22 protein-coding genes and 1 riboswitch are annotated in these 25,469 nt (G+C 40.9%); of the genes, 18 read left to right on the forward strand and 4 right to left on the reverse strand.

The annotated features are described in order from the left end of the window. The first annotated feature begins 17 nt into the window (after nucleotides 1-17). The 11 genes from IEZ33_RS06810 to IEZ33_RS06860 all read left to right on the forward strand — a co-directional run bounded on the left by IEZ33_RS06810 (nucleotide 18) and on the right by IEZ33_RS06860 (nucleotide 11,828). The gene (locus IEZ33_RS06810) at nucleotides 18-1,118 is read left to right on the forward strand and encodes a sensor histidine kinase (RefSeq protein ID WP_191602939.1); all 1,101 of its coding nucleotides are present in this window, start codon (nucleotides 18-20) and stop codon (nucleotides 1,116-1,118) included. After that, nucleotides 1,115-1,873 carry a LytR/AlgR family response regulator transcription factor gene (locus tag IEZ33_RS06815; RefSeq protein WP_191602940.1) on the forward strand — a complete coding sequence of 253 codons (759 nt, stop codon included), beginning with the start codon at nucleotides 1,115-1,117 and terminating at the stop codon, nucleotides 1,871-1,873. Before IEZ33_RS06810 ends, IEZ33_RS06815 begins: the two co-directional genes overlap by 4 nt. A 303-nt stretch (nucleotides 1,874-2,176) precedes the next feature. Then, complete coding sequence (gene rsgA, locus IEZ33_RS06820) at nucleotides 2,177-3,196, forward strand: GTPase RsgA (RefSeq protein ID WP_191602941.1); 1,020 nt, start codon at nucleotides 2,177-2,179, stop codon at nucleotides 3,194-3,196. 88 nt (nucleotides 3,197-3,284) lie between these two features. After that, nucleotides 3,285-3,476 (forward strand): DUF1289 domain-containing protein, encoded by a 192-nt coding sequence (locus IEZ33_RS06825; RefSeq protein WP_191602942.1) that lies wholly within the window; start codon nucleotides 3,285-3,287, stop codon nucleotides 3,474-3,476. A gap of 133 nt (nucleotides 3,477-3,609) precedes the next feature. After that, nucleotides 3,610-3,712, forward strand: a riboswitch (TPP riboswitch). Between the two features lie 167 nt (nucleotides 3,713-3,879). Further along, complete coding sequence (gene thiC / locus IEZ33_RS06830) at nucleotides 3,880-5,931, forward strand: phosphomethylpyrimidine synthase ThiC (protein ID WP_191602943.1); 2,052 nt, start codon at nucleotides 3,880-3,882, stop codon at nucleotides 5,929-5,931. After that, the gene (gene thiE, locus IEZ33_RS06835) at nucleotides 5,931-7,547 is read left to right on the forward strand and encodes a thiamine phosphate synthase (protein ID WP_191602944.1); all 1,617 of its coding nucleotides are present in this window, start codon (nucleotides 5,931-5,933) and stop codon (nucleotides 7,545-7,547) included. Before thiC ends, thiE begins: the two co-directional genes overlap by 1 nt. 15 nt (nucleotides 7,548-7,562) lie before the next feature. Next, nucleotides 7,563-7,763 (forward strand): sulfur carrier protein ThiS, encoded by a 201-nt coding sequence (thiS, locus tag IEZ33_RS06840; RefSeq protein ID WP_191602945.1) that lies wholly within the window; start codon nucleotides 7,563-7,565, stop codon nucleotides 7,761-7,763. Between the two features lie 4 nt (nucleotides 7,764-7,767). After that, on the forward strand, nucleotides 7,768-8,559 hold the full coding sequence (locus IEZ33_RS06845) for a thiazole synthase (protein WP_191602946.1): 792 nt from the start codon (nucleotides 7,768-7,770) through the stop codon (nucleotides 8,557-8,559). Beyond that, entirely contained in the window at nucleotides 8,559-9,746 is a 1,188-nt protein-coding gene (gene thiH, locus IEZ33_RS06850) for a 2-iminoacetate synthase ThiH (RefSeq protein WP_240009657.1), read from the forward strand. The genes IEZ33_RS06845 and thiH overlap by 1 nt, the downstream gene beginning before the upstream one ends. 237 nt (nucleotides 9,747-9,983) lie before the next feature. Continuing rightward, nucleotides 9,984-11,294, forward strand: a complete 1,311-nt coding sequence (paeA, locus tag IEZ33_RS06855; RefSeq protein ID WP_191602947.1) for a polyamine export protein PaeA — start codon at nucleotides 9,984-9,986, stop codon at nucleotides 11,292-11,294. Between the two features lie 138 nt (nucleotides 11,295-11,432). Next, the gene (locus tag IEZ33_RS06860) at nucleotides 11,433-11,828 is read left to right on the forward strand and encodes a hypothetical protein (protein ID WP_191602948.1); all 396 of its coding nucleotides are present in this window, start codon (nucleotides 11,433-11,435) and stop codon (nucleotides 11,826-11,828) included. A 107-nt stretch (nucleotides 11,829-11,935) separates the two neighbouring features. Here the strand turns inward: IEZ33_RS06860 and aroA are convergent, their stop codons facing one another. Together aroA and IEZ33_RS06870 are read right to left on the reverse strand one after the other, a co-directional pair. Next, a complete protein-coding gene (aroA, locus tag IEZ33_RS06865) occupies nucleotides 11,936-13,210 on the reverse strand; it encodes a 3-phosphoshikimate 1-carboxyvinyltransferase (protein ID WP_191602949.1) in 1,275 nt (424 codons plus the stop codon). Nucleotides 13,211-13,291: 81 nt separating this feature from the next. Then, on the reverse strand, nucleotides 13,292-14,179 hold the full coding sequence (locus IEZ33_RS06870; RefSeq protein ID WP_191602950.1) for a MurR/RpiR family transcriptional regulator: 888 nt from the start codon (nucleotides 14,177-14,179) through the stop codon (nucleotides 13,292-13,294). A 206-nt stretch (nucleotides 14,180-14,385) separates the two neighbouring features. On the opposite strand from IEZ33_RS06870, the gene alc reads away from it, so the two are divergent. The 3 genes from alc to IEZ33_RS06885 all read left to right on the forward strand — a co-directional run bounded on the left by alc (nucleotide 14,386) and on the right by IEZ33_RS06885 (nucleotide 17,325). Next, nucleotides 14,386-15,378 (forward strand): allantoicase, encoded by a 993-nt coding sequence (gene alc / locus IEZ33_RS06875; protein WP_191602951.1) that lies wholly within the window; start codon nucleotides 14,386-14,388, stop codon nucleotides 15,376-15,378. Between the two features lie 104 nt (nucleotides 15,379-15,482). Beyond that, complete coding sequence (locus tag IEZ33_RS06880; protein WP_191602952.1) at nucleotides 15,483-16,013, forward strand: ureidoglycolate lyase; 531 nt, start codon at nucleotides 15,483-15,485, stop codon at nucleotides 16,011-16,013. Between the two features lie 10 nt (nucleotides 16,014-16,023). Beyond that, nucleotides 16,024-17,325, forward strand: coding sequence for a urate hydroxylase PuuD (locus IEZ33_RS06885; RefSeq protein ID WP_191602953.1), 1,302 nt, complete (start codon nucleotides 16,024-16,026; stop codon nucleotides 17,323-17,325). Between the two features lie 109 nt (nucleotides 17,326-17,434). Here the strand turns inward: IEZ33_RS06885 and IEZ33_RS06890 are convergent, their stop codons facing one another. Both IEZ33_RS06890 and IEZ33_RS06895 read right to left on the reverse strand, forming a co-directional pair. Beyond that, nucleotides 17,435-18,073 (reverse strand): GNAT family N-acetyltransferase, encoded by a 639-nt coding sequence (locus IEZ33_RS06890; protein WP_191602954.1) that lies wholly within the window; start codon nucleotides 18,071-18,073, stop codon nucleotides 17,435-17,437. Nucleotides 18,074-18,121: 48 nt separating this feature from the next. After that, on the reverse strand, nucleotides 18,122-18,625 hold the full coding sequence (locus tag IEZ33_RS06895) for a YchJ family protein (protein WP_191602955.1): 504 nt from the start codon (nucleotides 18,623-18,625) through the stop codon (nucleotides 18,122-18,124). Between the two features lie 80 nt (nucleotides 18,626-18,705). Here IEZ33_RS06895 and sbcB point away from each other — a divergent pair, with 80 nt between their 5' ends. The 4 genes from sbcB (at nucleotide 18,706) to IEZ33_RS06915 (ending at nucleotide 25,462) form a co-directional block, all read left to right on the forward strand. Continuing rightward, nucleotides 18,706-20,166 carry an exodeoxyribonuclease I gene (gene sbcB, locus IEZ33_RS06900; RefSeq protein ID WP_191602956.1) on the forward strand — a complete coding sequence of 487 codons (1,461 nt, stop codon included), beginning with the start codon at nucleotides 18,706-18,708 and terminating at the stop codon, nucleotides 20,164-20,166. Nucleotides 20,167-20,181: 15 nt separating this feature from the next. Further along, entirely contained in the window at nucleotides 20,182-21,204 is a 1,023-nt protein-coding gene (locus IEZ33_RS06905; RefSeq protein ID WP_191602957.1) for an AI-2E family transporter, read from the forward strand. Nucleotides 21,205-21,488: 284 nt separating this feature from the next. Further along, nucleotides 21,489-23,375 (forward strand): DEAD/DEAH box helicase, encoded by a 1,887-nt coding sequence (locus IEZ33_RS06910; protein ID WP_191602958.1) that lies wholly within the window; start codon nucleotides 21,489-21,491, stop codon nucleotides 23,373-23,375. A 119-nt stretch (nucleotides 23,376-23,494) separates the two neighbouring features. Next, a complete protein-coding gene (locus tag IEZ33_RS06915) occupies nucleotides 23,495-25,462 on the forward strand; it encodes an LTA synthase family protein (protein ID WP_191602959.1) in 1,968 nt (655 codons plus the stop codon). Nucleotides 25,463-25,469: the final 7 nt, after the last annotated feature.

Here is a 25,469-nt window from a genome sequence, read left to right on the forward strand (position 1 = left end):
TGAGGTGAGTGCCTTTAATGGAAAAGAAATCGCGCATTTTTGATAAAAAGGGCTTTGTTAAAGATACATTGCAAACCGTCCTAATTTGCTATGTTATTGCTATGGTTCTTTGGTGGAGTGATGGAGGGGAGTTTTGGCTCTCTTTTCAAGTGTCGTTGGTATTTGGTCTCTCCTGTTTACTTTGCATTAGTTGCGGTTTTTATTTCCTAAAGCATTACTTGCATACGGCGATTATTGCATTGATCGGAAGTTTAATTGGTGCTTTGATTGGCGTCATTCATCTTATTTATCGTATTTACGGTGATATCAGTCATATTCTAAATGTACCGTTTTCGGATATGGTATTAAGAATTCTATTTAGTTTTTTAATTACTTATATTTTCTATAGTACTCATCGCCTTAATGAAAAAGATAAAGAGCTGCAGGCCCAGAAACTGAAAACGCTTATGCAAGAAAAGCAATTAACTGAATCCAATTATAAGATGTTACAGTCTCAAATGGAGCCGCATTTCCTATTTAATACATTAGCCAATATACGAGTTTTAATCGATATCGAGCCAGAATCTGCGAAAAAAATGACGGATAACTTAACGGATCTATTACGTGCTTCTATGACAAAAGCGCAGAAGCAAATAATATTCTTGAAAGATGAACTGGAAATTGCGAGAGCTTATCTCGATATTCAAAAAGTCAGAATGGGTGATAGGTTAGCCTACACATTGACGATTGATGATAGGCTTAAAGATGAAAAATGCCCCCCGTTTGTTATTCAGCCATTGGTTGAGAATGCCGTTTTACATGGCTTAGAGCCCAGTGTTGAAGGAGGAAAACTCAGCATTAGAGTGTTAAGAGACCAGACTCATATTATTGTATCAATACAAAATTCATCTGGTGAAGTACTAAATACAGCGTTGGCAGGGAGTACTTCTGGCCCTCTAGATCAAGAGTCGAAAGGAAATGGAATTGCTATGAATAATATACGGCAAAGAATGGCGTTGCTTTATGGTGATGAAGCCAGTTTGACTTTAGAAAAAAAAGTGGACAAGGACAAAAAAGAATTAACGAGCGACGTGTATTTAAAATGGCCGTTACAAATTGAAAGAAGTGAGTTGATATGAATGTTTTAGTTGTTGATGACGAGCCTTTGCTGCGCTTTCATATGCAAAAAATGCTCAATGAACTATGGGAAGAGGTTGATCACATTGTCACAGCAAACTCTGGTGCAGAAGCTTTAAAGTTAATGCAAAAAATTGATATCCATACTATTTTTATGGATATCAAAATGCCAGGAATGAGTGGTCTAGATGCGGCTAAAGAAATACGGCGCCTAGGCTATAAAGGAAATCTAGTGTTTGTAACAGCCTATGATGAGCATGCTATTGAAGCCTTTGAACAAGAAGCTGTTGATTATCTCTTGAAGCCAGTAGGAGAGTCACGTTTAAACTCGTGTATAGAGCGATTAATGAAACAGGATAAAACACTCATAAAATATGAACTGGATGCTGATCAGATAAATCGCTGGTTACCGAGTGATCAATCTAGCGCGCAATACTTATCTTGGATTAACGTATCGATTGGCGATCGAATATTGGTTATCAATGTAGACGATGTATTCTGTTTTATCTCTGAAGATAAATACACCACAGTGGTGACAAAAGAGGGCGATTACTTAATTAAAAAATCCATCAAACAGCTTATAAGTGAACTTCACCCAGATCGTTTCTGGCGTATACATCGTGCCGTCATTGTTCAAGTAGCGAAAATTAGTCAAGTTATGAAGGATGAACAAGGTCGATACTCACTGAGTCTAAAGGAAATGCACAAGGTGCTTCCTGTAAGTCGAAACAATACCTATCTATTTAAGCAAATGTAGTTTGGCATACAGTTTGTCATCGTATCGACACAGGTTTGACATAAGTTTGAAATAGAATCATGAGTGAGTGAGTTTGATTTGATGGAGATACTTTATTGAGTAGGGGTTATTTCTTTAGTGGTATTGCTAAATAAAAAACTTGCTCTATTGTCTCGGTCAGTTGAAAATCAGCATTCAGTTAGTGTGTTAAGAATGAGCTAACTGTAATAATCTCAGGTTTTATTCTAGGTAAACTTCTGTGTAGTTTCTGTTGGAATAAATAATTTTCCTTATATGAATGACGAATAGTCTTCTGGATTTAGCATGTCAGATTTGAAAAAATTCACAGCCACCCAATTAGGTTGGAGTACTTTCTTTAACCAACAACTGTCTCTTGAAGAAATGGAGTCCTGTTTTCCAGCAAGAGTGACCAATATTGTTTTGAATAAGATTGAGTGTTTGTGCGAACAAGGTGATGTTTCATTATCTATTGAAAGTGAAATGGATGGGTTGGTTGCTGGTGATTGGTTGCTACTTACTGAAAAAAATCGCTTTTATCGAGCTTTAGAGCGTTCAACTGAGCTGCATTCACCGTCTTCTTTGCATAAAACGCTTGTTGCAAATTTGGACACATTATTTGTTGTTTCCTCAATGAATGATGGCTTTGACTTAGCCTATATTCAAGAAAGTGTGGCATTGGCGAAAAAGTCTCATATTGAGGTGGTTGTTATTTTGACTCATAAAGATCAATGTGAAGATTATTATGTTTATTTAGATCAAGTCCAAGCCATTCGTAATGATCTTGTTATTGAAGCCATAAATTCACGTGAAGAAAGCAGCGCTAACCGTTTACTTGATTGGTGTGGCAAAGGCCAAATGGTGGCTTTAATAGGGAAAGAAAACTCAGGGAAAAGTCGTATTGTAAAAACCTTACTCTCGGTGACTCAGACACCAGATGAAAACCGTTTTGGTAATAAAGGCGCGCAGGAATCGAATCAATTTTATTTACTAAAAGAGGCCGGCCTGATTTTTGAGTCGGCGGCCATAAAAGTTTTATGTCAGACTCAAACACGAGAAGATCAAATTCAAGACACCTTATTAGAAGTTAAGCGTCTAGCGAAAGAGTGCCGCTTTGCCAATTGTAAACACACTGTTGAACCGGGTTGTTCGATACAAAGTGCGATCAAACTTGGTCTATTGGATGAATCACTATTAAGAGCCATTCAGTCCGATGATAAGGACGTTGACTCGGATGCAGAGAAAAGAGCATTGGACAAAAAGTCCGATAAATTATCGAAAACTTTGCATTCTATTTCACGGAAAAATAAAAAAGAAATAGAATAAGTGCGGGTTACTATAAAAAAGAGGTCCTCCCTCTTTTTTATAGTTTTATAGAATGATACAGATCAACCGTCATAACTGGATTCGATAAATGAAGAGTAAACAGAAGATAAAATCTCCCTGTGTCAATATGTGTAATTTAGATGAGAATGATGTGTGTCTTGGTTGTTATCGTTCTGCGAAAGAGATTACGATTTGGGGGCGAAGCAGCCATGACGAGAAAAGAGAAATTATGGCCAAGGTGAGAGAAAGGGAAAAAAACAGCCCTTTTTATAGTGAGTAAAGGAAGATAAAAGATTCTCTCGGATGATCTTTTAAAGACAAATTGCACTCTTCAAAGGCTAAAATTTATTCCGTTAATATCCAGATAGACCACTCTTCCTGCTTTACAATCCAATCAAAGCTAAGTATTCTTCAGGCACTTGTCGGAGTGCCATTTGGCTGAGATCGCTTTTAAGCGGGATCCGCAGAACCTGATCAGGGCTAAAAACCTGCGTAGGAAACAAGAAAATCGTTATCTTTTCTTATCTGCATCGAATGTACTTCTATTGGGTTATTCCAAGAGGCATTCTTTGTTGTCTTATGGGTACCAATAGAAGGTTTGAAGCGTCATTCTCTTTTTAGAGATGCGTTAAGGCCACACACCAGACAAGCAATTCTCCATTTAACATTATTGAGAACGGCTTATGTCATCAAATAACGAATTAGTTAATACAGCAAACGAGTTAATCAAAAAACCAAGTAAGCAAAGTCGTGAAGCTTCACGCCAAGCCGCTAAACAGTTCATAGAATCTTTACAAGCCACGCCTTTCCCATCTTCTGAACGAATTTATGTTGAAGGTTCAAACCCTTCCATTCGCGTTCCAATGCGACAAATTAATTTGTCGGATACGCCAATTGGTTCTGATCCTAAGTCGTTAACATATGAACCGAATGAGCCTATTTATGTGTATGATTGCTCTGGGGCATATGCGGATCCTGATGCTAACATCGATGTCCATAAAGGATTACCAAGACTGAGAGAAAATTGGATCAAAGATCGAAACGATACTGAGCACTTAGCACAATTATCTTCTGAATTCTCTAAAGAAAGGTTGGCAAATGCGGCTTTAGATGAACTGCGTTTTAAAGATTTGCCGACTCGTTCTCGGGCGAGCGAGGGTAAAAACGTCACGCAGATGCATTACGCACGTCAAGGTATTATCACTCCAGAAATGGAGTTTATTGCCATTCGAGAAAATCAGAACCTGGCGGCCATTAAGAGTGAATTACTGCGACGTCAACATGCAGGAAAAAATTTTGGCGCTAATATTCAGCAATACATAACCCCTGAGTTTGTAAGAGATGAAGTGGCGCGTGGTCGAGCGATTATCCCGAACAACATCAACCACCCTGAATCTGAACCTATGATCATTGGGCGCAACTTTCTGGTGAAAGTGAATGCCAACATCGGTAACTCGGCGGTCACTTCATCGATTGAAGAAGAAGTTGAAAAACTGGTTTGGTCTACCCGCTGGGGTGCCGATACAGTAATGGATTTATCAACAGGTAAGAATATCCATGAAACTCGTGAATGGATATTGCGTAACTCCCCCGTTCCTATTGGAACCGTTCCAATTTACCAAGCGTTAGAAAAGGTCGATGGTGTAGCCGAAGACCTGAATTGGGAAGTATTTCGAGATACTTTGTTAGAGCAGGCCGAGCAAGGAGTGGACTACTTTACTATTCATGCTGGTGTTTTGCTTAGGTTCGTACCCATGACGGCCAAGCGCTTAACGGGAATTGTCTCTCGCGGTGGCTCTATTATGGCGAAATGGTGCCTTTCCCATCATGAAGAGAACTTTACTTACACTCGTTTTCGTGAAATTTGTGAGATTTGCGCTCAATACGATGTGGCCTTATCTCTTGGTGACGGTTTGCGTCCAGGTTCTATTATGGATGCCAATGATGAAGCGCAAATGTCTGAATTACGCACCTTAGGGGAGCTAACAAAAATAGCGTGGGAATACGACGTTCAAGTGATGATTGAAGGTCCTGGACATGTTCCAATGCAGCTGATAGAAGAGAATATGACAGAGCAATTGAAATCCTGTCACGAAGCGCCTTTTTATACTTTAGGGCCATTAACGCAAGATATTGCACCAGCTTACGATCACATCACTTCCGGCATTGGTGCCGCTCAAATTGGTTGGTATGGTTGCGCCATGTTGTGCTATGTCACACCAAAAGAGCATTTGGGTTTACCGAATAAAGAAGATGTTAAAGAAGGTCTAATCACCTATAAGATCGCCGCTCATGCGGCGGATTTAGCTAAAGGTCATCCAGGCGCTCAAGTACGAGATAATGCTCTTTCTAAAGCGCGTTTTGAATTTCGTTGGGAAGATCAATTTAATTTATCTTTAGATCCAATTCGCGCACGAGCTTATCACGATGAAACGATTCCACAAGCTTCTGGTAAAGTGGCTCACTTCTGTTCAATGTGCGGTCCCAAGTTTTGCTCTATGAAGATCACCCAAGAAGTCCGAGATTACGCGGATGGACTCGAAGCGGCCAAATTAGAACGAATTGATGCGACGGATATTACCCATGTTGACGCACAGACTGGCATGCAAAAAATGTCGGAACAGTTCAAAGAACTAGGGAGTGATGTGTATTTAACAACGGATGTATTGGAGGAAAAAGGGACATTACTCAAGCACAAGGCTAAAGAGGCCTTATTAAGCGGAGAGGAGGGTTAATGTTATCAATGACTTCATCTCCTCCTGTGATTGTGTGTGTTGGTGGTTCGGACCCCAGCGCGCACGCTGGTTTACAGGCTGATCTTCGAGTGGGTCAGGATTTGGGTGTGCATGTAACTACGGTAGTCAGCGCCTTAACCGCGCAAAACTCTCAATCGGTATTCGCTGTGTACCCTATGAGTAAAGTGCAGTTCGATCAACAATGGGAAAGTATCTTGCAGGATATGACACCAAGCGTGGTAAAAATTGGTCTACTACCTAACGCAGAGTTAGTGTCAGCAATCGCTACTTGGTTGGCCAAAATAAAAATGGATAATCCTAATTGTCGTGTTGTTCTTGATCCTGTTGGTGCTTCTTCTACTGGACAGAGATTGCGCACTCAACCGTTAGAAGGCACCACCGATTCAGTGGGTCCCAGCTCAAGTGCATTAGACTTGTTGCCATTGGTTGACTGGATCACGCCGAACATTCAGGAATTTGAGGAAATAATCACGTCAAAGCTCGAAAAGGATAAGCCAACAGCAAATTTGAGTTTAACAGAAAGTGTTGATTTATTATTAAGTCAAAATCCTGAGTTAAGCAAAGTTCAATGGATTATTAAGGGCGGTCATGGTGTCAATCAAACAGACTCCTTATTAGAGTCAGATGACTGTGTGGATTGGTTATTTTCAAGTCGTGTCAAAGTGGATGGCTTAGTCTCGCCTTTTGGATTTTCTTCAAAGAGGCAGAAAAATTGCCATAGTCGCGGAACGGGGTGCAGTTTTGCCACGGCATTAAGCAGCTTTTTGGCTCTAGGTTATGATGAAATGGACAGTCTAACCTTAACAAAAAGCTATATTAATCATGCGCTTGAATTGAGCTATCAAGTGGGTAAGAAAACTGGCCCTCTAGCCGCGTGTGGCTGGCCTGATCAAATAAAACACCTTCCTGAAGTCCTTCAAGTGACGGCTGACCAATGGCTTTTAGACGGTCTTTGTTTTCCTGAAATAGCCTCTAGCTCTCTTGGGCTTTATCCTGTGGTGGATTCGCCTGTATGGATTGAGCGTTTACTAAAAGCTGGCATCAAAACGATTCAATTAAGAGTAAAAGACCCGGACTCGAGTACTTTAGATCAAGATATAAAACAGTCAATTGAACTTGGTAAGACCTATCGTGCTCAGGTTTTTATCAACGATTATTGGCAAAAGGCCATTGAGTATGGCGCTTATGGCGTGCATCTGGGACAAGAGGATTTATTGACGGCCGATTTGACTCGCATTGCTCACGCCGGCCTGCGCTTAGGCGTCAGTACACATGGGTATTTTGAGATAGCGAGAGCACGTAAGGTTCATCCAAGCTATATTGCTTTAGGCCATATTTTTCCAACACAAACAAAAAACATGCCGTCTCAACCTCAAGGTACGGTTCGATTGCACAAGTATGCAAGGTTATTGGCTGGTGAATATCCTACAGTGGCTATTGGTGGCATAAATGCAACGGTTTTTGACGAAGTGTTGGAAACCGGTGTAGATGGTATTGCTATGGTTACAGCCATTACTCAATCTAATGATCCTGAGGAAGTTGTTAGCCGCTTTATGGAAAAATTCCTTCACACTGACCTACCTATTACGTCTTGATAAAAGGATACAATCATGAAAAAAATCAAACTAAATGATTCATCTTTTCAATTTTCAGGTGAGTCTATAGGCGATTTGTTAGATCACCTTCAATCAAACAAAGACGGCATAGCACTCGCTGTTAATCAAGAGGTTGTCCCCAAAAGTCAGTGGAGTAAAACGTTAATACGACAAGGCGATAATGTACTGATTTTTGAATCCATTGCAGGAGGGTAATGACATGCGCTTATTAGAAAAGGATCCACTGATCATTGGTGGTCAAACATTTACCTCTCGTCTTTTCACTGGCACAGGTAAATATGCCAATTCAAACTCCATGATGGAGTCAATAAAAGCCAGTGAAAGTGAACTGGTTACCTTATCCCTGAGGCGAATGGATTTAGCGAATCACAGTGATAATATTCTGAAGCCGTTGCAACAGCATGGTATGAAATTATTACCGAATACCTCAGGAGCTAGGTCGGCAAAGGAAGCTGTTTTTGCCGCGAACTTAGCCCGCGAGGCATTGGAAACCCATTGGGTGAAGTTAGAAATTCATCCTGACCCTCGTTACCTCATGCCAGATCCAATCGAAACGTTGGCAGCGGCGGAGACCTTGATAAAACAAGGTTTTATTGTGATGCCCTACGTTCATGCTGACCCGGTGTTATGTAAGCGATTGGAAGAAATTGGCTGTCAGTGTGTTATGCCTTTGGGTGCACCTATTGGTTCTAATAAAGGGTTGGCGAGCCGTACTTTTCTAGAAATTATTATCGAGCAGAGCCAAGTGCCTGTCATTATTGATGCGGGTATAGGTTCTCCTGCTGACGCGGCATTGGCGATGCAACTCGGCGCTGATGGTGTTTTGGTTAATACAGCCATGGCGGTAGCACGTAACCCGGCCGCAATGGGGTATGCGTTTCGATTGGCTGTTGAGGCGGGAAGAGTTGCCTATCACTCGGGTCTTGGTGAGGTTGAGCAAAACGCGATAGCCTCGAGTCCTATGACCGACTTTTTAGCTGGATTATCTTGATGCAAACAAAAGAACGCATGATCGAGGAGAAACCACTTAATTTTATTGGCCAGTCTCCCGCTGTAAACGATCAATTTAGTGGCGCTTTAATGTCTTTAGATTGGCAAGAAATGGGAGAGCGGGTGGGCTCTAAGACAGAGCAGGATGTACGCCGAGCCTTAGCAAAATCACGTTTGCAATTTGAAGACTTTATGGCGTTGGTTTCACCTGCGGCGGAAGCCTTCTTGCCGCAAATGTTAAGGCGAAGTCAGCAGTTGACGAGGCGACGTTTTGGCTATGGTATGGGGGTGTTTGCTCCTCTGTATTTGTCGAATACCTGTGCGAATGAATGCAGTTATTGTGGCTTTTCTATGAGCAACCCCATTAAAAGACTTACTTTAAATGAAAGTAATGTTTCAGATGAGGTGAAGGCACTCAAAGAAAAGGGGTTTGATAACCTGTTATTAGTGACTGGAGAAACATCGAAAGTGTCGATGCCCTATTTCAAGAGAATGTTGCCCTTAATTGCACCTCACTTTAGTCATCTATCAATGGAAGTTCAGCCTTTAGAGGTAAATGACTATAAGGAACTTAGGCAGTTTGGTTTAGATGCCGTGTTGGTCTATCAAGAAACCTATAATACAACTACGTATGCAAAGCATCATACAAAAGGAAAAAAGGCCGATTTTAATTTTCGTCTGGATGCTCCGGATCGTCTTGGGCAAGCGCATATTCACAAAATTGGTTTAGGGGTATTACTGGGGCTGGACGACTGGCGTACGGACAGTGTGCTTTTGGCGCATCATTTAAGGCATTTACAAAAACGTTATTGGCGTTCTCGTTTTAGTGTTTCTTTTCCACGGATTCGACCTTGTGAAGGGGGGATTCAAGTGAAATCAGAAATTACTGATAAACAGTTAATTCAGTTGGTATGTGCTTGGCGTTTGTTTGATGAGGATCTAGAGTTAACCTTGTCGACAAGAGAGTCGGCTGACTTCCGGAATAATGTATTACCAATAGGTTTTACCAGTATGAGCGCTGAGTCCAAGACACAACCTGGTGGTTATTCTGAAAGCTCGAAAGAGGCCCTAGAGCAGTTTGAAATATCGGATGATAGATCGATAGATGAGGTTAGTCAGTTAATCAAGGCTCATGGATTAGAAGTGATTTGGAAAGATTGGGACAAAGCTTACAACCAAAGTTTTTAAGGGCACTTTAGAGAGCTCAGTGACCAATAATAAAGTGAAAATAATGATTGTTTTTCAGAGAAGATCGTCATTATAATCCGCGGGTTTTCTATCGTAGAAAATACCGCAAATGATCAGCTCTTGAGCTTTACTAAACTCAATACGCTTCCAATCGCGGTAGTACCTTATCGTAGCCTGTTGTTCCTCTGAATAGCAGGCTAGTGCGGTCTAAATATGACCTTTTGATTGGAGTGTAACATGTTTGATTTGCTTGGGATTGGTGCATTAATTGCAATCAGTGCCATTTTTGCTATGTCCGAGATAGCAATGGCGGCTTCTCGTAAAATAAAATTACGAGTCATGGCTGATGATGGCGCTGACAAGGCCCAGGCTGTGCTAGATTTACAAGAGCAACCAGGGGCATTTTTTGCCATGATTCAAATTGCGCTTAATGCGATAGCAATCCTTGGTGGTATTATTGGTGAGCAAGCATTAACACCCTATATTCGTGATTTTGTGTCTTACTTTTATTCTGGGCATTTGGTTGAGCAAATTAGCTTTTTTGTCTCTTTTCTTACATTAACGTCTTTATTTATCTTATTCGCTGATTTACTACCAAAGCGATTGGCTATGATTATGCCTGAAGCGGTTGCCGTAAAAGTGGTGACCCCGATGCGTTGGGTGACCTTTGCACTGACGCCTTTTGTGATGTTTTTTAATGGATTAACGAATGTTGTTCTCCGTGTTTTTAAGTTCCCAACGGAAAGAGAGGACATAGTAACAACCGAAGACATTGTCGCTATGATGGATGCTGGTGCTGAATACGGTAGTTTGCCCCAGCAAGAATACCAACTTATTGGGAACGTTTTTGAATTGGATTCACGAAGTCTGTCTAGTGTGATGACCCCCCGAGATCAAATTGTCTATTTTGATATCGATGAAACTAGCGAAGCCATCAGTCAAAAAATCATTGAACATCCCCATAATGATTTTTTAGTTTGTAATGGAAGTTTAGATAAGCTTCAAGGGATTATCGAATCAAAAGAGATTTTGCGCTTGGTACTGAAGGGGAAACCTGCACAGATAGAGCAGGATATGATTGATAAGGACATATTTTATCTACCTGAAACATTGACACTATCGGAATCGTTAAATGCCTTTAAAGTGGCCTCTCAGCCTTTTGCCGTTGTGGTAAATGAATATGCTCTTATTGTAGGTATTGTGACAGTAAAGGATTTGTTGAGCAGCTTTATGGGGGAATTGATTACCCATGAGGCGGAAGAACAAATTGTACGTCGTGATGAGTCCTCATGGCTGATTGATGGATTAACGTCAATAAATGAGGTAGATCGCTGCCTGGATGTCGACGCTTTTCCTGACCGATCTCAATATGAAACCATAGCTGGTTTTATGATTTATATGTTGAAACGTTTACCCAAACGCACTGATTACGTGATTTTTTCTGGATATAAATTTGAAGTGATTGACTTAGAGGGCGTGCGAGTTGAGCAGTTACTGGTTACCAAACTTGACGCAAATACTGAAATAAGGCTTAACATAACGAATTAACGATAATTAAGATTCGCTTTTGACAGATCGCTGACAACCTTTACCTGCCAGTTACCCATGTTTGACACACCTTGACAATTAGATAGTACATAATTAACTCATCAAAACAAGCGAACAAATACGTTAGAGGAAATTAGTATGAATATGAAAAAAATGGGTCTAATTAGTGCTGTTGGTTTTACCGCTTTAATGGGGGCTTCTTTAGCCACAAATGCTTTAGCAGATGGCCATAAAGGGGATCATAAGGAAGGTAAAGGCAAGCATCATAAAATGGAAATGCGAGATCCCGCCAAAATGGCGGATCGCTTAGCGGACTCTTTGGAGTTAGATGACGCGACCAAAGTGAAAGTCACGGCATTGCTTGAAAAACGTTCAGAAGAAATGAATAACTTAAGACAGACTCACAAGGCGGAACTTGTTGCTTTGTTAACACCAGAGCAAGCTCAGAAGCTTGAATCCATGGAAAAACGCCGTGGAATGAAAGGTAAACATCATGGTAAAGGCATGAAACACGATCAAGAAAATAAAGGCTAAGCCATTTATATTTCAATAGTCTGTAGTGCAATAGATGAGTTTGTTTAAACTAGCCCCTTTACAAACCTCTTAACCCCAACCTTAAAAAGTTGGGGTTTTTTTTATCTTTATTTTGAGATTTTAGAGAATAAATCAAAATAGGTAGGGAAGGTTTTAGAAGTACAGCCCGGATCGTTAATAGTAACTTGCGAATTTGAAAAGGCGACCAATGAAAAACACATCGCAATTCGATGATCATCATACGTATCAATAGCAACATGTTGTACGTTTTCTAGAGGCTCAACATAGATATAATCTTCTCCTTCTTCTACTGTTGCACCTAGCTTCTTAAGCTCAGTTGCCATGGCTGCCAGTCGGTCAGTTTCTTTTACTCGCCAATTATAGATATTACGTATACGAGTAGGTCCTTTAGCAAACAGTGCTGTTGTGGCAATAGTCATGGCGGCATCTGGAATGTGATTCATATCCAGATCTACGCCATTTAACTGATCTTTTTCAGCTTCTATCCAAGTTGGACCATAAGTGATTTTTGCTCCCATAGCGGCGAGAACTTCGGCAAACTTAACATCACCTTGAACGCTGTCAGAACCCACCCCATGAACTTTAATTTTGCCTCCAGCGATGGCGGCGGCGGCCAGAAAGTACGACGCTGAAGAGGCATCGCCTTCCACCATGATTTCACCAGGACTCTGATAGGTTTGTTCTCCCTTCACGAAAAAGGATTGGTAGTTGTTATTTTCCACGACAACACCAAATTGTTTCATTGAGTGAAGAGTAATGTCTATATAAGGTTTTGAAACCAATTCACCTTCAACCTCTATGGTTAGGTCGGCTTTAGCTAAAGGAGCAGACATTAATATTGCCGTTAAAAACTGGCTTGAAATATGACCTTTTATCGATACTTTCCCTCCTGCTAAACCATTGGCTTTAATAACTAAGGGAGGATAACCATCGTTTTCTTGATATTCAATTTCAACTCCAAGAGCCTTAAGTGATTCAACTAAATCGCCAATTGGACGTTCGTGCATTCTTGGTTCGCCGTGCAGTCGGAATTCTCCAGTGCCCAGACAAAGCGCCGCTGTTAGTGGACGCATGGCCGTGCCAGCATTTCCTAAAAATAGATCGGCATTTGTAGCATTAAACGGTCCAGAATTCCCTTCAACAACACACGTATTGGCGTCTTCTAGTGTGTATTTTATACCAAGCGATGTTAAGGCGTTTAGCATGTGCCTTATGTCATCACTTTCTAATAAATTGGTGATTTTGGTCGTGCCTTTCGCTAAAGCCGCGAGTAATAAAATTCTATTTGATAAACTTTTTGATCCGGGAATCTGAATTTCACCATTTGCCGAGGTAAGCGGGCCAAGCGTAATTGAATGCATTTTTTTTCCTGAATGTAGTAAGCGTTAAAGCTGGTTAATTATAAAAGAGTCAACAGTGCTATAAAAGGATAGGGAATAGAATTAGTCATCTAATTCGTCCATAGGGGCCCCATTATTTAGAGCGGCCATATCGAGTTCATTGAGTATTTGGTAAGTGGACTCAATTTTTTGTATACGAACATGGGCATCATTATAAGATTCTTGATAGACGCTATTAGCGAGCATGCTAATTAGGTTCATCACACTGGCATAGGAGTCGAAGGCGGATACACCACGTACAACACAAGAAAAATGTAAATCACTGACTTCACTGGGGTTCACATCGGCATGGTCCGTAATGTAAATTAAGCGAATGTCATTGATTTTAAGCGAGGTCATTAAATTCTTTAACCAAGCCGGTCGACGGCGAATCCCCATAATGATAACCACATCTTCTTTAGTAAAGGATGCAATTTCTTCTCCAAGCGTTTGGCCAGGTACGGGTAATAATGACACGTTTGGACGACATTGAGTAAGTTGTTGTCGTAAATGTAAGCCAAGAGCATGGTTATTACGGTAGCCAATAATATAGACTTTTGGTGCGCTACTAATCCATTGAACGGCTTTTTTATAGCTAATTGGGCTTATTGACTCAAGTGTTTTTTGAATGTTCGCCTGATCACATTTAACATAATCTTGGAAAATATTTGATAGCGGTTCCCCATCAGGCATTTTTTGCGCAATAGGTGCTCCCCATCTTCTGGCGGCCCTGACTTGTTTTTTTACTTCACCGAAATCACGATAGCCAAGCCTTTGTAATAATCGAGTGACCGCGGATTTTGATACCCCAGCCAATTTTGACAACTCGGTTGCAGAATAGGTCGCAATGTCTCCTTGATGATTGAGAATGCAAGACGCTAATTTTTGCTGAGTTGGCGACAATTGCTCGTAAATTTCTTTGATGCGAATTTCTATAGATTGGTCTTGCATTGTGTCATTGATTTCATAGATAAAGTTTAGAGAATAATGACGGAAAAAGAGCATTCATGGAAGGAAAAACCGAGATTGTTTATGAAATGTCTGTAAAAGATGTCAATAATGGATAAAAATCAATTTGAAACAATTGTTTCTTTAACTTAATTATGAAATTATTGTTTTTAATTTGAAAGTGTATTTGTCTATTTTGAGGGGTATTCATGTCTAGTAAAACGGCAACTTGGTATGGTGTTAATTTGGCTTCTGAGCGGTTAGGTGCTAAGGCTATCTACGCAAGTGATGATTTCTTTGCCGCAAAAGAACGTATGATCCAGGATCAAGATGCCGTGTTTATCGATGGTAAATACGATGATAATGGTAAGTGGATGGACGGATGGGAGTCTCGAAGAAAACGATCAGAAGGATATGATTATTGCATCGTAAAGCTAGGCGTATCAGGGAAGATAAATGCATTGGACATCGACACTCGACACTTTACCGGTAATTATCCTCCTGCTGCACTTGTTCAAGCTTGTCACTGCAAGAAGGATCCAGATGAGAATACCGATTGGATCAATATAACCGATACCGTGGCATTAGAAGGCAATCAGCAACACATAGTTCCTGTAGATAATGATCGAATATTCACTCACATTAAATTGAATATTTACCCCGATGGTGGCGTGGCTCGTTTACGTGTTTATGGCCAACCCAATATTGACTGGCCTACTATGGATACTTCTACTGACGTTGATTTGCTTGCGCTGCTTCATGGTGGCAGGGCGATCGCGACAAATGATGAGCACTTTGGGACCATGCACAATCTAAATCTTCCAGGGAAAAGCATCCATATGGGCGATGGTTGGGAGACTCGACGTCGCAGAGAGCCTGGAAATGATTGGGTAATTATGGCATTAGGACACCCTGGTGAAATTAGCGCCATACAAATTGAGACCAGCTTTTTTAAGGGAAATTTCCCTGATTCATGCTCAATACAGTTTGCTAATATCGACAATCTTCCTGATTCCAGTTTGGCGGCCCAAAGCTTATATTGGCAAGAGTTATTGCCTCAACAATCCCTTAAAGCGGACTACGATCATTACTTCAAAGAAGACGTGTTGAAAGTTGGTAAGGTAACTCATATAAGGTTAAACATATTCCCTGATGGCGGTATCAGTCGAGTTAGACTCTTCGGAAAACCGTCTTTTGATTAAAAGAGAGCGGTTGAGATAAGTGCCATATACTCTTTAAAAGCGGATTTCCAGAAGAATAGGGTTTATCTTAAAATAGGCATGTTTGATAAAGGAGGGGATGCTCGATGAAAATTGATTTACTGACGGCGGAAAATTTTCAGGAATTTGGTGACGTTATTGAAGCAAACAGTGCTCGAACACATTATCTAATTAATGGCGGTACGACCACTCGTTTTCATGATTTAGCTGATGTTCAGGTCACACCACATAATGAAGAGTCAGTGCGCTCGGGTATTAGTATTTTTCGTGGAGACGCAAGAGTATTTCCTTTATCTATCTCAATGTTAGAGCGTCACCCTTTAGGCTCACAGGCTTTTTTCCCACTAAATCAGAGACCTTATTTGGTTGTGGTGGCACCAGAGTTAGATCAAGAACGCCCTGATATTGAAAATATAAAAGTATTCTGGGCATCGCCTTCACAAGGTGTCAATTATGCTCAAGGAACATGGCATCATCCATTAATAGCGCTCGATGCTGTGTCGGATTTTTTAGTCGTTGATCGCATTGGCTCCGGCCCTAATTGCGATGAATATGAAATTGATAAATCGTTAGTATGCCGCATAGAGCAAGTTGATTTTGCTTGTTTTCCTAGCTAAGTGAGGGGTTATGTTAGAAAGTCATCTACATGAATGGCTCAATTTATTTGTTCGCTGGTTCCACATCACCGCTGGGATTGCTTGGATTGGAGCCTCCTTTTATTTTAACTGGCTTGAGAATAATTTGATTCGCAGCGGCCCACAAAAAGAAGGTATTGCAGGGTATTTATGGGCTATACATGGTGGAGGGATATACCGCTTAGAAAAATATAAAACAGCCCCTGAAACCATGCCTAAAACCCTACACTGGTTTAAATGGGAAGCCTATACAACTTGGTTAAGTGGTATGGGGCTACTGATCGTCCAATATTATTTTAATGCCAGTTTGTATCTTATTGACCCCGCCGTGATGGATATAACACCTACAGTGGCCATCATGATCAGTTTGATGTGTATTCTTTTTTCTTGGTTGCTTTATAACGGACTGAGTAATCTGTTAGCGGATAAGCCAATGATCCTGTCGGTTGTTGGGTTAGTTGCTTTTGTCTGTGTTGCCTATGGTTTAACTCTTGTCTTTAGCGGACGTGGCGCCTTTATCAATATGGGGGCTATGATTGGAACCATGATGGTGGCGAATGTGGCGCATGTCATTATGCCGTCTCAAAGAGCGCTCTTATCCGCTGTGGAAAAAGGTGAAACAGTCGATCCAAAGTACGGTGCTAAGGCACTGCTTAGATCAAGACATAATAATTATTTAACCCTACCAATCTTATTTATTATGATAAGTAATCATTATCCTTCTACCTACGGGAGTGACTTTAATTGGGTGGTTTTAATTGCTCTGATGGTACTGAGTGCGGGTATAAGGCATTACTTTAATATTCGTCATCAACCTGAAAAAAACGTTTGGATATTGCCTGTTGCCTGTTTGTGCCTATTTAGTCTAGCTTGGGTGACGCAACCTTCGTCTTATAAACCTGTGGCTCTGTCGACAACTGAGTCTAAGGCTCAGTCAGCATCGAAGGAATCAATGGGCTCTGCTGCTGTGGACTCTACGGCGTCTTCTGACTTGGGTGTTCAAATAGTGCAAACTAGCCCTACTCAAGAGACTATGGCGAATGATTTAGATGCAAAAGCTTACGCTATATTGGAAGCGAGATGTGCTTCTTGCCATAGTGCTCGTCCTAGTTCGACTCTGTTTTCTGCGCCTCCAGCAGGTGTTATGTTCGATTCAAAGGTTCAAATTGAATCTCAAATGTTGAAGATTTATCAGCAAGCGGTTCTTCAAAAAACCATGCCTCTGGGGAATTTAACGAAGATGTCAGATGAAGAAAGGGATATGCTGGCAAGGTGGTTTCAGTTTCACCAATAGCAGAATGCTTTGATAAAAAGCCCTCAGTACAGCGTCTGTGCGTGAGGGCTTTTTATTGGTGCACTAACCAGGTGTCTGCATTGCTCAAGTGTTTTATAAATCATGTAACTTAAAGGTTAGCGGGTGCTTGATATTCCCAAATACTGGCTGTTTTTTGAGTGAATCCTACTTTTTCTAAATACGATTGATACTCTTCAGTTTGGACATTCGCTGTAATTGAGGAAAAACCAAACTTCTTAGAAAAAACATTGCTAGAATCAAATAGGTAGTGCCCAAGTTTATAGTCTCTGTAGGTGGGTGTTACTATATCAAGGTCAATTTCAAAGTGTTTATCAGAGTGATGGATGCCAGAGATGATACCGACCACCTTTTCTTGTTCAGTTAATAAATAATACTCGCGATTGTCTGAAACGAGGCGCCGTTTGAAGTCTGGATAAAATGTCTGAATGTCTTCTGAAAAGCAATCTAAAAAGTAGGCTATGTAACCGGATTGTCCTGACTCAACACCGCTTTTAATGACATTAAATATAACCTGTGAACGGTGTATTTTAACTAAAAAGTAGACATTGATAAAAACAATAAAAGCATTTACTACGGCAACAGGATAGGCTCCAATCAAAGTGCCATAAATTGAAAAAGTCAAGCTGCCAGCAAGGCTAATCCAGCGTAACCTAACAATCGAGCTCATCATCAAAGATACGGCGATTAAAAACGACGCAACATAACCAACAATATCAATCCAAAGCATTATTTATTCCTAATGTAAACCCAATAATAATCTTTACTGGGATACGATTTATCCGCAGCATTTTTTAAATTTTTTGTTTGAACCACAGTGACAAGGGTCATTTCGTCCAATATTCATGCTGGCTGATTTAATGAGGGGCGTATTGCCTTGAACTTCGTGTTCTCCTGAAATGTAGTACCAAGACTGATGGATCTTTTTAAAAAGTGATCGCTCAGAAAGTCGGCCAATGTGTTTGCCTTCTTTGAAATGAGCGCAAAATGATACCATTCCGGTTTTATCTTTCTCATTACCTTCAAGTGTTTCTAAAATCTCCAGCTTTATCCATTGAGTATGATCGTTACTCTCAGATATGTCTTTCTCAGTTTGTTCCGAGGCGTCTTCAAGTTGTTGTGTTTGTTGAACGTAACGAAAGTTTTTTAACGCAAATGCGGAATACCGCGATCTCATCAATGCCTCAGCCGTTGGTGCTGTGCCAGGATTGTTGTGATACATTGCACAACACATTTCATAGGGGAGTGCTGTTCCGCACGGGCAATTATTCGGTGCTGGCATATTATATGTTCCTCTTGTCGCCAAAAATTTCCCAAGGTGCGTATAATACCTTTTATTTTAATGTCTAACAGGAATAATTAGTGACTTCTTCAGCACCTACCTCGTTTTTTTGGTTCGACTTTGAAACAACGGGCGTTGACCCAGCTAAAGATAGGCCAATGCAGTTTGCAGGGATCAGAACGGATTTAGAGTTCAATGTGATTGGTGAGCCAATTATGTTTTATTGTCGACTCGCTGATGACGTATTGCCAAATCCAGAAGCGTGTTTATTGACTGGTATTACCCCACAGGACGCCAATAGAGAAGGGCTGTGTGAAGCCGAGTTTATGCAAGCTATTGAGCAAGAAATGTCTGTCCCTGGTACCTGTTCATTAGGGTATAACACCTTAAGGTTTGATGATGAAGTGGTTCGTTTTGGCTTCTATCGAAATTTTATCGACCCTTATGCGCGTGAATGGCAAAACAATTGCTCACGCTGGGATGTGATTGACTTAGTTCGTATGGCTTATGCTATTCGACCTGACGGTATTAAATGGCCGCAGGATGATGAGGGTAATGTCTCACTCAAGTTGGAAGCCTTAACAAAAGCCAACGGTATTAGTCATGAGCAAGCGCATGACGCATTATCGGATGTGTATGGCACCATTGAAATGGCGAAGTTGATTCAACAAGTCCATCCTAAATTATTTGCTTACTATTTTAAAATGCGGCAGAAATCCGAGCTGCAAAATTTTATTAACCCTCTAAAAATGACGCCTTTCTTACATATATCAGGTATGTTTGGACGTGAGAAAAAGTACGCTGCATTTGTCGCTCCTGTCGCCCCACATCCGACCAATAAAAACGGTGTGGTGGTTTTTGACTTAATGGCTGATGCGCAACAATTGCTTGATTTGTCTGTGGATGAACTACGCCACGGGGTATTCAGTAAAACAGAATCACTGGATGGGAAACCTCGTATTCCTCTGAAGGTTCTACACTATAATCGCTGTCCAGCGGTTGCGCCTAGTGCATTTCTCAAAGATCATGCTGTGGTAGAAAGATTGCAGCTAGATGGTGAGTTATGTCGTCGGAATTTGTCCATTATTAAATCAACACATGGACTGGTAGAAAAGCTCACTCAGGTCTTCCATCAAGAAAATTTACCGATTCATAAAGATCCTGATCATATGCTTTATTCCGGTGGTTTTTTTTCGAATGATGACAAGAAGCGTATGGAAGAAATAAGAGAAACTCCTAGTGATTGCCTGAATGAATTATCATTATCCTTTGATGATCGACGGTTACCTGAAATGCTAATGCGCTATATCGGGCGTAATTATCCGGACCAATTGTCTGATGCCCAGCGTATTGAATGGGAAGAATATAGACGATTCCGCTTATTAGAGGCTGAAGGGGGCGGTAGCATTTATATGGACGCCTATTTTGCACAATTAAATGACATAGCGCAGCGCAGTGAATTAACTAATACTAAGCAGATTATGTTGCAAGATTTAGCCGATTATGGCCAAAGTATTTATCCCTTAAATGAAGATTATTAATACGTAGGTAATTGAATGAGTGAGTTGAATCGAGGCGTCTCTTGGTTGGTTAGCTTGGCTGCACTGGTGATTATTATTGCAGGCTTGAAATCCGCGTCTGAAGTTGTTGTTCCTTTAATGTTGTCTGCGTTTATTGCCATTATTTGTGCGCCCATGCTGTCCGCTTTACGCAGGAAGAATGTGCCAACTTGGCTGGCAATTCTTCTGATTGTTACCTTGATCATGTTGAGTGTTAGTTCGCTTGGGGTATTTGTTGGCGCGTCGTTAGACGGTTTTAATCAGCAGCTTCCTAGCTATAAAGCAGGCATGATAAAAGAGCTTGATGGCGTTATTACTTTTGCAAATAGTATAGGGCTGCATATTTCTGAGGAGCAGGTAAGGGGGTATTTTGACCCTTCTATATTAATGCAGATGGTGGCCAATACACTTAGCGGACTTGGAAATGTTTTAACAAACACATTCTTGGTTATTATGACTGTAGTATTTATGTTATTTGAGGCCGCAGACTTCCCAGAAAAACTGTCGCATGCTTTAGGTGATGCTCGTGCATCTCTAAAGAATTTTAAAGATTTTGCTAATGCTGTAAATCGTTATTTGGCAATCAAAACAAGTGTGAGCATTCTAACGGGTTGTGTTGTCAGTATATGGCTGTATGTTTTAGGGGTGGATTTTCCGATATTATGGGGCGTTTCCGCTTTTTTGCTTAACTTCGTGCCTAACATTGGTTCTATTATCGCGGCCATTCCTGCCGTCATGCTGGCGTTTGTTCAATTAGGTGGTTTAGCAGCTGGTTTAACGGGGCTTGGTTTTGTCGTAATTAATTTAGTCGTAGGTAATATCATTGAGCCGCGTTACATGGGCAAAGGCTTGGGGCTCTCAACCTTGGTCGTTTTTCTGTCATTGTTATTGTGGGGGTGGGTCTTTGGTCCCGTAGGAATGTTGTTATCCATTCCATTAACCATCATTGTTAAAATTGCAATGGAAGCAAACCCAAAAACGCATTGGGTTGCGGTTATTCTAGATGATCATAAAAGTTAACTAGAACTTATAGTATGTAATACTTTGCTCCACCTCTTACGGTTTAGCTAATTCGTTATTCCGTAAGAGATGAATAATTGTTTTGTAGGTTGAATACATCGCATTTGTATGAGACTTGACAAAATGAACCTTTACGCTTTAATTAATTTGGTTCTTGAGAAAATCACGCTGGCGTATTTTTTATAATTGTTGTAGTATTCGTCACCGAGTTTTTTCCTCGAGTATTTGTAAGGCTATTCAAATTGAATGGGCCTTGCCCCACCAATTAAAAGGTATTCATTTACATGTCTGACGCTGATATTCAGCCTACATTTGTTTCGTTGGGCCTTGCTGCCCCTATTCTTAAAGCGGTTGCTGATCTCGGTTACGAGCAGCCATCGGCTATCCAAGCGCAAAGTATTCCATTTTTATTAGAAGGTCACGATCTTCTAGGGCAAGCGCAGACGGGTACTGGTAAGACAGCGGCGTTTGCGCTACCGTTGTTATCGCGCATAGACGTAACAGATAAAACAACTCAATTATTGGTGCTTGCGCCAACTCGTGAGTTGGCAATACAAGTTTCCGAAGCATTTCAAAGTTATGCTCGCCACTTACCTGATTTTCATGTTTTGCCTATTTATGGCGGCATGTCATACGACACACAACTGCGTCAACTGCGTCGTGGTGTTCAAGTCGTTGTTGGTACACCGGGTCGAGTTATGGACCACATCCGCCGTAAGACCTTAAAGCTTGATGGTATCAAAGCTTTAGTGCTTGATGAAGCGGATGAAATGCTACGTATGGGATTCATCGACGATGTTGAATGGATTCTTGAGCAGATTCCTGCACAGCGCCAAATCGCCTTGTTCTCTGCAACCATGCCAAATGTTATTCGACAAGTGGCAAATCGTCATTTGAATAATCCGAAAGAAGTGAAAATTGTCACTAAAACATCGACAGCGATGACGATTTCTCAAAAATACTGGCAAGTAAGTGGGCTTCATAAGCTTGATGCATTGACTCGTATTCTTGAGATGAGCGAACACGATGGTATGATAATTTTTGTTCGTACTAAAGCCGCTACAGTAGAATTGGCAGAAAAACTAACGGCTCGTGGTCATGCTTGTGAAGCGTTGAACGGTGATATCAGTCAGAATCTACGTGAACGTACAGTTGATCGCATTAAAAGTGGTCAAATTGACATCCTTGTTGCAACAGATGTTGTAGCTCGTGGTTTGGATGTTGAGCGGGTAAGTCATGTTGTTAACTATGACATTCCGTACGATACAGAGTCTTATGTTCACCGTATTGGTCGTACAGGGCGTGCTGGTCGTTCAGGTACCGCTATATTGTTTGTTGCGCCGCGTGAGCGTCGTATGTTGCAAGCCATTGAGCGTGCAACTCGTCAACCGATTGAAAAAATGCAATTGCCAACAGCCTCTGATATTAATCAGCAACGTGTAGAGCGTTTCAAGCAAGGCATTACGGACACAATTGATAATGTAAATTTGGATTTCTTTTTGGAGCTTGTTGAAAGTTATCAGAAAGAGAATGATCAAGATCCAATTAAAGCAGCGGCGGCATTAGCTTATTTGGCTCAGGTTAAGTCTCCAATTTTGCTTAATGAAATGGAAGTTCGTCAAGAGCGTCGTGAGCGCAGTAACGATCGTAATGAGCGTCGCGAACGTCCAGAGCGTGGAGAGCGTCCACCACGTAAGCAAAATCCAGTTACCAAAGAACCGATGCCATTAAAAGATGATCCAAGCATAGCGATGACTCGTTACGTTGTTCAAGTCGGGTATCGTGATGGTGTTAAACCTGGAAACATTGTAGGTGCTATTGCAAATGAAGCGGATATTGAAAGCCGTTACATTGGTCATATTGAAATCTATGAAGATTTTGCGACAGTCGATTTGCCAACTGATATTGCAAAAGAATCGATGCCAAAACTGTCATCGACTCGCATCTGCGGTCAGAAAACAGATATTGCCGTACTTGAAGACGCTGATGCGTTAAATAATCGCGCGCCTTCTGCTCCTCGTCGTCCGCGTGAAGGTGGCGGTCGTCGTGATGGCGGTGGTCGTCGTGATGCTGGTCGTGGTGGTAATTCAGGCAGTGGTGAACGCCGTCGTCGCAGCAGTAACGATGCTGGTGGTGATAGACGTCCTCGTCCCCCACGTCGTGACAGCTAATTCTTGATGAGTTTCAAAAAAGGCCGCTTTATGCGGTCTTTTTTTATGTCTCTATCTGTTGAAATGTTGCCGGCTGTGGGAAAATAGCTTACAAAATCATTCAAAGGTATGACGTTGATATGGCTGTTGATGACGAAAATAAGAATAAAATCTATATTACTCCTTTCTTGTTTATTTTAAATGGGGCCTTTTTACTTCTCTTATTCTATTTTTTAACGAGAATAATTTTTTACACTTATAATAAATATCAATTTCTAAATCAAGATCTGTATTCTATTGGGTATGCTTTTCTGCATGGTGTTCGTTTTGATGCGGCGTCCATTGCATTAATGAATGCACCATTGGTATTAAGTTTATTTATTTTGGTGTGGTTTAAAAATTGGCATCGCTTTACTCTTAACTTTACTTTTGCTTACTTCGCTATTGTTAATTCTTTATCGTTAATCGTAAATCTAATTGACACTGTGTATTTTCCTTTTGTTGGAAGACGAAGTGGTTTAGAGGTTCTCTCAATGATGAGAGACGTTTCTATGCAAGGCCCTCAAATTTTATTGGATTATTGGTGGTTTTGTTCTATTGGCGTGACAATATTATTGTTTTTTATTGCGGCGCTGATTTCCATTAAAAATAGAGTGCCAAGTATTGAAAAAGGAGTGGGGACGTATTTTTTTGTATGTGGTTTAATTGTCGTTAGCTTTGTTTTTTCGGCAAGAGGCGGGTTGCAAGCCAAACCAATTCGTAGTTTGCACGCCTATGCGTGGCCTAATTCAGAGTTGGGGTCTTTGGTATTGAATACCCCTTTTACTCTGATGAGAGAATCCACAACTAACATCAAGAGAATGACGTTTTTTCAATCTGAGTCAGTGGCTCATAAGGTGGTAGAGCCAGTTCATCAAAGTGCTGATCTTGTTGAAAAGGATGCGTCAGACTCACAACTTGCTTTGAAAGAAATGCCTCCCCAAAATGTGGTTGTGATCCTTCTGGAAAGCTTTAGCCTAGAGTATTTTGGTGAGCCATATGGTAAGACAAATTATGTTCCATTTTTAACGACTTTAACGGAGAAAGGGCGCTTTTACCCTAATGGCATCGCAAACGGTAGGCGCTCTATTGAAGCCATACCGTCCGTTTTTTCAGGTATACCGTCTTTAATGTCAGAAGCGTTTATGCGTTCTCCCTTTCAATCCAATAAAGTCTATGGGATAGGTGAAATTCTGAAGGCGCATGGTTATCAGACGGCGTTCTTTCATGGTGCTAAAAATGGCAGTATGTATTTTGATGATACGACTTATCGGCTTGGCTTTGACGAATATTATGGTTTAGATGAGTACCCAAATTCAGATGATTATGATGGCCAATGGGGAATATTTGATGAGCCTTTCTTGCAGTTCACCGCTGGCAAAATAGACGAATTAGAGCCTCCTTTTTTGGCTGGGGTTTTCACTATTAGCTCGCATCCGCCTTATACTTTGCCAGCCGAATATGAAAATGTGATGACTAATGGTGTAACACCTATGCATAATGTTGTGCAATATTCCGATTTGGCATTAAGGCGTTTCTTTGAGGCAGCCTCACAAAAAGAATGGTTTAACAATACTTTGTTTGTTATTACAGCGGACCATACTTCAGATAATTTCGATAAACGTTTTGGCACGCCTATGGGGCGACATCAAATACCGATTCTTCTGTATCACCCAAATGGCATGATTAAGCCAGAAACTGTTCAAGAAGTGGCGCAACAAGTGGATATTCCGGCCACAATAATTGATTACCTGAAGCTACCAGAGAAAGATAAACTGATGCCTTTTGGTCGATCTCTTTTGCAGCCTGCACCATTTGGAGAGGCGATTATAAGAGAAGGAGGGGCTTATTGGCTTATACTGGATGATCAGTATATGAAGCTGACCTTTGATGGTTTGCCTGTTTATGACATGGGCAAACTGCCTGAGACATTCCATATAAAATCTAAGTCGGATAACCCCCAACCAGAACGACTATTAAGAGAGCGTATTAATGCATACGTTCAACTGTATATTAATGGCTTAATTGATAATAACCATTACCCAAATTTAGCAAAAGAAACTCAATAGGCAGAGT

Origin of the sequence: Marinomonas algicola (genome assembly GCF_014805825.1) — a bacterium.
In the GTDB taxonomy this organism is placed as follows: Bacteria; Pseudomonadota; Gammaproteobacteria; order Pseudomonadales; family Marinomonadaceae; genus Marinomonas; species Marinomonas algicola.